The 8,468-nt window shown below is 43.1% G+C and carries 9 protein-coding genes and 1 pseudogene; 2 read left to right on the top strand and 8 right to left on the bottom strand.

Translation table 11 applies throughout. The features are described from left to right. Positions 1-593: 593 nt before the first annotated feature. From EWV68_RS13645 to EWV68_RS13610, 8 genes are all read right to left on the bottom strand, one after another. Complete coding sequence (locus tag EWV68_RS13645) at positions 594-2,435, bottom strand: SUMF1/EgtB/PvdO family nonheme iron enzyme (protein ID WP_287170117.1); 1,842 nt, start codon at positions 2,433-2,435, stop codon at positions 594-596. Between the two features lie 108 nt (positions 2,436-2,543). Continuing rightward, a complete protein-coding gene (locus EWV68_RS13640; protein WP_041804214.1) occupies positions 2,544-2,990 on the bottom strand; it encodes a type II toxin-antitoxin system VapC family toxin in 447 nt (148 codons plus the stop codon). Continuing rightward, a complete protein-coding gene (locus EWV68_RS13635) occupies positions 2,962-3,306 on the bottom strand; it encodes a FitA-like ribbon-helix-helix domain-containing protein (RefSeq protein ID WP_002757103.1) in 345 nt (114 codons plus the stop codon). Before EWV68_RS13635 ends, EWV68_RS13640 begins: the two co-directional genes overlap by 29 nt. A 69-nt stretch (positions 3,307-3,375) precedes the next feature. Further along, complete coding sequence (locus tag EWV68_RS13630) at positions 3,376-3,687, bottom strand: nucleotidyltransferase family protein (protein ID WP_002737618.1); 312 nt, start codon at positions 3,685-3,687, stop codon at positions 3,376-3,378. A 62-nt stretch (positions 3,688-3,749) separates the two neighbouring features. After that, a complete protein-coding gene (locus tag EWV68_RS13625; protein ID WP_287170116.1) occupies positions 3,750-4,517 on the bottom strand; it encodes a PP2C family serine/threonine-protein phosphatase in 768 nt (255 codons plus the stop codon). A 13-nt stretch (positions 4,518-4,530) separates the two neighbouring features. After that, positions 4,531-5,187 (bottom strand): vWA domain-containing protein, encoded by a 657-nt coding sequence (locus EWV68_RS13620; protein ID WP_287170115.1) that lies wholly within the window; start codon positions 5,185-5,187, stop codon positions 4,531-4,533. 264 nt (positions 5,188-5,451) lie between these two features. Beyond that, a complete protein-coding gene (locus EWV68_RS13615; protein ID WP_287170114.1) occupies positions 5,452-5,793 on the bottom strand; it encodes a thioredoxin family protein in 342 nt (113 codons plus the stop codon). A gap of 88 nt (positions 5,794-5,881) precedes the next feature. Then, positions 5,882-6,583 (bottom strand): NnrU family protein, encoded by a 702-nt coding sequence (locus EWV68_RS13610; protein ID WP_287170113.1) that lies wholly within the window; start codon positions 6,581-6,583, stop codon positions 5,882-5,884. Between the two features lie 180 nt (positions 6,584-6,763). On the opposite strand from EWV68_RS13610, the pseudogene EWV68_RS13605 reads away from it, so the two are divergent. Further along, positions 6,764-7,069: pseudogene (locus tag EWV68_RS13605) on the top strand ((2Fe-2S) ferredoxin domain-containing protein); the annotation flags it as partial. A 417-nt stretch (positions 7,070-7,486) separates the two neighbouring features. Further along, positions 7,487-8,353, top strand: coding sequence for a response regulator (locus EWV68_RS13600; protein WP_002757113.1), 867 nt, complete (start codon positions 7,487-7,489; stop codon positions 8,351-8,353). The last annotated feature ends 115 nt before the right edge of the window (positions 8,354-8,468 follow it).

Here is an 8,468-nt window from a genome sequence, read left to right as displayed (position 1 = left end):
TTAGGGGTCTCAAGCTCCCCCTAACGGCCACCGAGAAAACCTTCACCAGCTAAGTATTTTTACTCAAGTCTCTGGAGGGGGACAGCTTATGTGACAGTTGAGGGTGCGGAATGTGGGTTCCATTGTAGCTTAAAGCCGTCCTAAAAGGACGGGGTTTTAACCCAAATTTTCGATAATCGTAATTGGCAACAGTTTACAGCACAGGTCGATGAGGCGGTAAGGGGAGAGGAATCCTTACAGGGAAAGTTGATTCGGGTGGTACGTCCCTCTGTTTAAGTTAGCGATCGCCCTGCTTCGCTTGTAGGGTGTGAAGCGCGATAGCGTAACCCACCAACTTTATTATTAAATTGGACCGAATCCCCTTCAGCAGCTTCGATCTGCTTCGCTTGTAGGGTGTGAAGCGCGATAGCGTAACGCACCAACTTTATTATTAAATTGGTGCGTTACGGCGGATTGTTAATTTTAGTTTTTTGACCGAATTGATGGCCGCCTAACGCACCCTACGAGATCTAGAATATCTCAAAAAAAAATCGACCCGCCTAAGGGCGGGAAAAAGAGAAAAAGGGTAAAAAAGGGTAAAAAGAGAATAAGGGTTACAGAGTCCTCCCAGCACCGCACACCACCCGAAAACCGTAGTAGTCATTGCTGAAGTCGCGGCGGTAGCCGAAGTCGAAGCGGTAAGCGGAACGGCAGTAAGCTGGATTGTAGCACCAAGAACCGCCCCGCACTATTTGATAATCATTATCCCTTATCAGCCAAGCACTGCCATCTTTTGGCGCTCCGATATAGTTATCGTGCCAATTGTCTTCGCACCACTCCCAAACATTGCCAATCATGTCATAGATTCCCCAACCATTGGGCTTTTTCTGGCCCACAGGATGAGTTTTATCCTGAGAATTTCCTTTATACCAAGCGTAATCTCCTAACTGATTGGCATCATCACCAAAATAAAAGCGAGTGGTTGTCCCCGCACGACAAGCATATTCCCATTCCGCTTCCGTCGGTAGGCGATAGGTTTTCCCTGTTATTTGACTCAATTTCTGACAAAAGGCTTGAGCATCGTTCCAGCTAACATTTTCTACTGGATTTTGGGGATTATTTTTAAACCAATTTTTAAACCGAGAGGGATTGGTTCCCATTACCGCTTGATATTGTGCCTGAGTCACTGGATATTTGCCAATCGCAAAACTGTTTACTTGAACTTGGTGTGGAGGCTTTTGGCTCTGGTAAGCATCGGGATCGCTGTCAGGAGATCCCATGAGAAATTGACCTGCTGGTAAGCCTACCATCTCCAGTGTTATTCCCTTGGGTAGGTTTTCGGTAAATATAGTTAGCTTTGCTGGGGGAGGTGGTGGCGAAGAGGGCGGTGGAGGCGCTACTTTAGGTGACGGTGTAGGTGTCACAGTAGCGATACTTTTACCCGGAAAAATATCAAAATTTAAATCACTAAATCGCTCACACCAATAACACTTTCCGTAACTGTGGTTGTAGTAATGATTATCAATTTTGCCACAGCGTATAACCTCATTTAGTGCAGCTTCCAAAGTACCACGCCATTCCTTAGCCGTCGGTCGTCTCTGGGGGAATTTATGTCCCTCATTGAAACAGCGCAAAAATAAGGCGTGTAAGTCGGGATGTAAAATATTTAATGGTATGGTGGTATTACTAGGTACAAGCAATTTATCCCCAGAAAAAGGCCAGAGTCCCCGTCGAATTAGTTCCGACTGTTCCAGGGAATCCCCTCCTCCTTGCCACAATCCCCGAAACGGCGGCCCGCTAAATAATAGATAATAAATAACAACTCCTAATCGAAAGCGATCATGCACTTCTGTTTGATCTACATCTGCTATATTCACTCCAATTAATTCCGCCGGTGTAAATCCTTCTGAGCCAACTAAACACCGATATATTTTACTACTATCCGGATCTGATACTTGAAATGAATCTGTATCAATAATTGTAGGCAACGCCCGATTATTCACTAAGATATTTTCTAGCTTGATGTCTCCCAAAACATAACCTTTAAGGTGAATTGCTTGGATAATAGCCGCTATATTCCGCGCTACTACATGAAGAAAATACCAATTAGTTTCTAACTTGTATTGTTTTCTCAATTTGGGCGTACAAAGCTTTAATAATGTTTCTGAACCCACCACTTCTGGCATTAAAAAACCAACGACTTTTCCCTGGTTATCTTCCAAGATAGAATAGGGCCAAGCGAAGGAAATATGGTTAAGATTAGCATTAGGGTCACTGGGGCGATTTCTCACCATTAACTGTAATTTATCAACCCTTTCATTATGGGGATTGTGGTAGATTTTCGCTAAGTACCCATTAAAGTTAGTGTGCCATACTTTCGCTTCGCCACTGTCGGCCATTTCTTGCGTCAGTGTAATCCAGCGATTCTGTAGTTGACAGCGATAAGTTAAAGACATCAAAAAATCTCCGAGTATTTGTGCTGTTCAGAAAAATTTATATAAGTAGCCTGTGAAAAATAATATTTATATCAATACCTTGTTGTTCATGGGAACTAGAGTTGGTAGTCAGGAACTGACCACTGATTCAAAAGGATTGATTATAGGAACTCCTGTGCCAGCGAAGTCACTCACATTACGGGTGACTAGGATTAAGCCGTAGGTGAGTGCAGTAGCGGCGATCATTTTATCTAGAGCATTATGAGGATTGGGAACGCGCAATTTGCCCCAAACTTGGGCTTCAAGTGCTGTGAAATCTAGAATATGGTCGGTGTAGTCTTCCAAAACAGTCTGCAACCAGGTTTCTAACAGTTCGGCTTGGTGTTGGTCGCCACGATGTCGAATCAGGTCAACTCCTCGCCGCAGTTCGCCAATAGTGATAACGCTAAGATAAAGCGGCGCGGATTGCTCGACAGCTTGCTGGAAAAATTGCAGGACACCGGGGTTGGCTGTGCTTTTTTTACGCAATTCGCTAATAATATTAGTATCAATCAAATACTGGTTTGGCTGTGTCATCTTGAACGCGATCAAAGTCTGAATCGTTGCCAACGTTGGGAATCTGGCGTAGCACCTCTGCTAGGGATTTTCGTTGCGGTTGCAGCAAGGCTTTTTCTAAGATTTGGCGGTGTTCGGCTTCGGCACTGATCCCGTGTTGGCTGGCTCGCTTTTTGAGAGCTTTGACGATGGCTTCATCGATGTTGCGGACGATTAAATCTGCCATAGGTTGTATAGTTAATTGCTGCTTTGATGTCGAAAAAGATACTGTTTCTTGGGTAAGGAATTCATCACCTAATGGCGGAATATCAGAATAATCGATATTCTCATCCGTCATCGCATCAATTCTCTTCAAGTCGCTTTTGATAGATTTTTTGCTCACGATTGTTTGCCTTTCTCATTGAGATTATACGAGTTTTATTAGAGCGAGGGGTATTGCTTCTTTTAGTACCCGCTCTCTGATTCTATCTTTAAGTCCCTGTTCGGTAACAATATCAACTTTGCAGCCTAACAAAGCTTCGAGTTCTCGAATTAACGGCAAAGGAAACCAGGGACTCCGACGTTCGCTACAATAATCAATTAATAAATCAATATCGCTTTTTTCGTCAGCTTCTCCCCGTGCGACAGAACCAAAAATTCGCACGTTATTTGCGCCGTGTTTAGCCGCAATAGCAATAATTTTTTCTCGTTTGTTTTTGAGTAATTCGTCAATTTTCATGATTTACTTAGTCCATAGTCTTATCATAGGTTGGGTTGAACCAGAGCCAGAAACCGGGTTTGTCAAACAAACCCGGTTTCTGAACAAAAAGCTAGGAGTAAGGTTTTATCATCGGTTGTTAACTTATTTAAATCCTCCCGCTCTAAAAATTCTTTGAGGTCTTCTTGCAACGGAGTTTCTGTCTGTTGCAAATATTCCTCTAATGGCTTAAAAAAAGGCGGAAAAGGCTGCCAATTTTTATAATCGATCGATACCTTTTCCACTCCATCTGTCGCCACACAAATAAACGCAACTGGCTCGGTTAAAACTTTTATTTGCATCTCCTCCAAAGCATTACTAGAAATAACAAAAGTGGTTTCATTGATGTATTCCCCCTTGTCAGGCTGAAACAATAACTGATAATTTCCTCCCAGAGGTTTGAACACAATAAAACCGTCTCCTATCTGCATCGCTGCTAATCGTTTTGAAGTAACCAAAACAACCAGTAAAGTTGTCGCCAGATCATTAATGTCTAACTGTTCTTTTTCGGCTTCTTCTTGGAGAATTTGCTGAACATAAGCCAACAGTCGCCGGAATATTTCCTTTAATTCCGCTTCAGTTCCAGTGGCAGCTAATGCTGTTTTTTTGAGCTTATCCTCTAAAAATTGCAGCGCTGCTTTAACTGTTATTTTCGCACCCAAATCCGAACGTTTGGCACTACCGGCCCCATCGGCCACGGCTCCAATCAAAACATCCTGACCCAATAATTTATAATCACCATAATCTTGACAGGGTAATCCCGTTTGGACGTGAAAACTACCGACCACCGACTGACATAATGTTCTCCACATAATTAACTATCCTCTAGGTGGTAATTTGTCCCCAATTCACGGGTGGTAAATCGATCGCCGCTCCAATTTTACCACCAGAAACTCGTTTCATTGAGTTACTTAACCACTGAAATAAATCCCGAAAATCTAACCCATTGAGTAACACGGGGGGATTATTAGAAATCTGTTTGAGCTTCTCCATATCGGCCCCCTGAACACCTACAGAAAAAAATAAAACCCGATTTTCTGCTTCGGCTTGTTTTACCCGTTGCGCTGCCAGATTCCATTGATCCGTAGGCGCACCATCAGTAATTAAAAATATCCAGGGACGATAGTATTGGATACCATTATTTCTATAAATCGCTTTACGATCTTCGATTAAATCTAAGGCCAATTCAATCGCTTTTCCCATCGGAGTTAAGTCTCCTGCGGTTAAAGTCGGTGGCGTAAATTGGTCAATCCCGACAAAATCTTGCACGGTTTTAACCCCTCCATTACCAAAGGTAACAATGGCGGTTTCTACACTCAACGTCGCTTGGGTATCCCGCATCACATCCTGCTGAAAGGTTTTGATACCATCATTGAGAGCCTTAATCGGTTCCCCTGACATTGAACCAGAGGTATCTAGTAGTAGTACCACAGGACAGCGATTTTCCTGATTTTCGACAAATTCAGCCACACCAATCGGCATTTTTTTAAGCCTCCTAATTTTTTGAACTGGGGGAACTATGGGAGTTGTAGGAATTGGGATTATCTACTTTTTGTCCTATTATATTATCTCTGCCAGTCCCATCAGAGGCTCTCTTATTCTTTGTGTGATAAGTTTAATTGATATAGGAGCGATCGATCTTTGTGTTCTCTGTGTCTGGAGTGGTTCGTTCCACTCACCCACCGGCGTTACCGTATCTTAGAATACATTTTAACCACAGAACCCATCAGAAAAGATATCTTTCCCTTAAGCTGAACGCGGGATTTGATTTTTGACTATTAGTCGCAGGGTTTGTTGCAATTCCTCGCGACTGTGAATTTCCTCCAGACGGTGAACCGGAACACCTTGATCGAAGAGAATTAACGTAGGCAGACTACGCAGACGAAAACTATTAGCTAATTGAAAATTCTCATCGGCATTGACACCGACTAATTGAATCGCATCTTGACACTCATTTTGCCAAGACAAGAGGGTGGGTTGGATTAAACGACATAAACCACACCAAGGAGCCCAAAAATGCACGAGTACCGGACGAGAAGACTCTAAAACTAGCTTAGGGAAGCTCTTTTCGTTGACAGATAATATCATGTCTAAACGTATTTTATGAAAACTTAATTTTGATATAAAAACCATCTTACACCAATCGGGATCAACAGGAAAGGGGTTGGGAGCAAAATCACCAATAAATTTTACTTGTTGCTTGTATTAGCCAAGGATGCGCCCACCAGAGGAGTAAAATAAACCCTGTTACTCCTAGATAGGCAGGACGAAGGAATTCTTGCCACTTTAGGCTTTGCCGACCATCGATAATCGCTAAAAAGGGAATCACCGAGGTGCGTTCTTTGACCTTTAAAAATGCCTCTCCGTAACGGTCTTCTAACCGGCGATCGCCATGCCAGACGGCAAAAAGATGATGGGCAATTAAACCTAGGGAAGTTAATAGGGTAAAGCTTGTCCCTAACCAGAGGGTGTGAGCAATACACCAGATCACCTGTCCTACCATCTGGGGATGACGGGTAACGCGCAGGATGCCGGTTTCGTAGAGATGAACCTGCGGTTTTTGGATAGCGGCGATCTCCAGCAGGTTAAAAGTGGCAGGATAGAGAAAGAAAAAAGAAATGGCCGAAAGTATCCAAACTAGGGTTTTTACTCCGGTTACTCCCTGTACTTGCCAGAGAAGCAAACCATCATAACGATGATTGAAGAAATAAACTACTAAAATCACGGCTAGAGGGATACTCACAAGGGCAAATAATACCCGATACAGTCGCGCACCGATGATAGCTTCTCCCCGCGTTCGTAAACTGGCTAATCCGCTATGGGCAACAGCAAAACCCAGTAATAAACCTAACATGATCCAATGACTAGCGAATGCCACTTTTACCCTCTTGATTGACTAAATTTTTCTCCGAATTCTATTTTAAAGATTGATGGTTAATTTTTCGCCCCCTTTTTTTGTATTGCCAGTATCGGGGATTCGGGGCAAAATAAAAGTATGCTTCCTCAAAGCGACCCCCAAGAATATACCCAGGGAACTATCTAATTTTTCTACTTTTTAGGTAATATGTCTTATCCCCAAAAGCGATTTGTGATGGTCTGTCAGCAGTCTTCCTGTTTGGTGCAGGGTGCGTCCGAGCTTCTTTTAGCTTGGCAAACGGCAGCTCTCCCAGAAGATGTCATCGTTATGACCAGTGGTTGTCAAGGACAGTGTAGCACTAGCCCCACGGTGAGAATTATTCCCGAGGAAACTTGGTACTGTCGTGTTAAACCAGAGGATGTCAATCAGATTGTCGAAGAACATTTAAAAAACGGTCAACCGGTTGAGCGTTTACTCCATCCACGCATTCACGCTCAATGGCAGTAAACTTGATCATCAATTTTTAAGTGATGCTTCACTTGACGACTTAGGGCCACAGAAAACCCCCAGCGAGCGCCTAAGCGGTAGAATAAGTACCTAAGCAAAATTAATTACACATATCTAACCCCCCCTTTGCCTCTTGCCTTTTCCCTTTTGCCTTTCTTCACTAGGAAATTTATTTTGCACGACTACTTAAGTGGGTGGGTGGAATTAAATATAAGATGAACGTAGGTTGGGTTGAAGCATGAAACCCAACGCCTGCATGGGTTACGCTACTGCTAACCCATCCTACAAATAATTTTGCCTCCCTACTTAAGACTTCGAGATAGCAGGTGCTAGATGGTGATTTTGTCCTTGCGTTTCCCAAAGATGGGCGTACTATGAAAGTAGGGGAAAAAAGATAATTTTAGCGATCAATTAACAATGACTAGGGATCTCTGTAGGATTTTATTGATAGAGGATGAACCGACGACTGTTAAATTAATCCAGAGATTGCTGTTAAAGGCCCCCCAATGTTCCCTGGCCGGGGGGTTGACTTTTACCCTCACCCAAGCTCAGGATCTACAGCAAACTGCCGAAAAACTAGCAGGGGAGAAATTTGATCTCATCCTCTTAAGCTTGGAAATCTCTGTCCCCCCCGGCTTAAATATTCTAGTCAAAACCAGAGAATTAGCCTCTGATATACCGATAGTGGTTCAAACTACTAGCAATGATGAGAAATTAGTCGTTAAAGCCTTTCAACTGGGTGCTGACGGTTATATTCAGTTAAATAATATCGATAGTAGTCTTTTAGTCTATCAAATTCGTGTGGCGATCGAACGTCAGCAATATATCCTCAATCTTAAACATCAACAACAGGAAGAGGAATTTCGCGAACTGGAACAGTTAATCAAGGGAGTACAAACTAGCATCACGGCGAAAATGTTCGGTTCTGAGGCAATAAAGCAGAGTATTCCCGATATTTTTCAAGAATTAGTCCAAAATTACGGAGAGTTATTAGACTTAGCTTTAGAAGAACAAGCATACAAAGTGGAACATAATCTATCGGAACGACTGCGAAGCTTGGCCGATAAGTTAGGATTCTTAAAAGCTAGTCCTCGCGATGTGGTGGATATTCATACCACCACCCTACGCCAAAAAAATCAGGATGTCACCCTGGCCAAAGCGCAGGCCTACGTTAGCGAAGGTCGTCTCATGGTCTTGGAATTGATGGGTTATCTCGTCTCTTTCTATCGTAAATACTATATCGGTCTCAGCAACATTAAACTGTTCAATAACACGCAATCTTGACATCCTCGCCGCCGTAAAACGGACGGCGATTCCCAAACCTCACGATTTAGGTTTCTGCTTCTTTCCCGAAGGATTTTTCGCACCTGCCTTAACAGATTTACTCTGTTCTGGTCTT

Origin of the sequence: Microcystis sp. M_QC_C_20170808_M9Col (assembly GCF_007095495.1) — a bacterium.
Lineage (GTDB): Bacteria > Cyanobacteriota > Cyanobacteriia > Cyanobacteriales > Microcystaceae > Microcystis > Microcystis aeruginosa.
The sequence above is the reverse complement of the archived record's forward strand: the minus strand, read 5'-3'. Positions and strand labels throughout refer to the sequence as shown.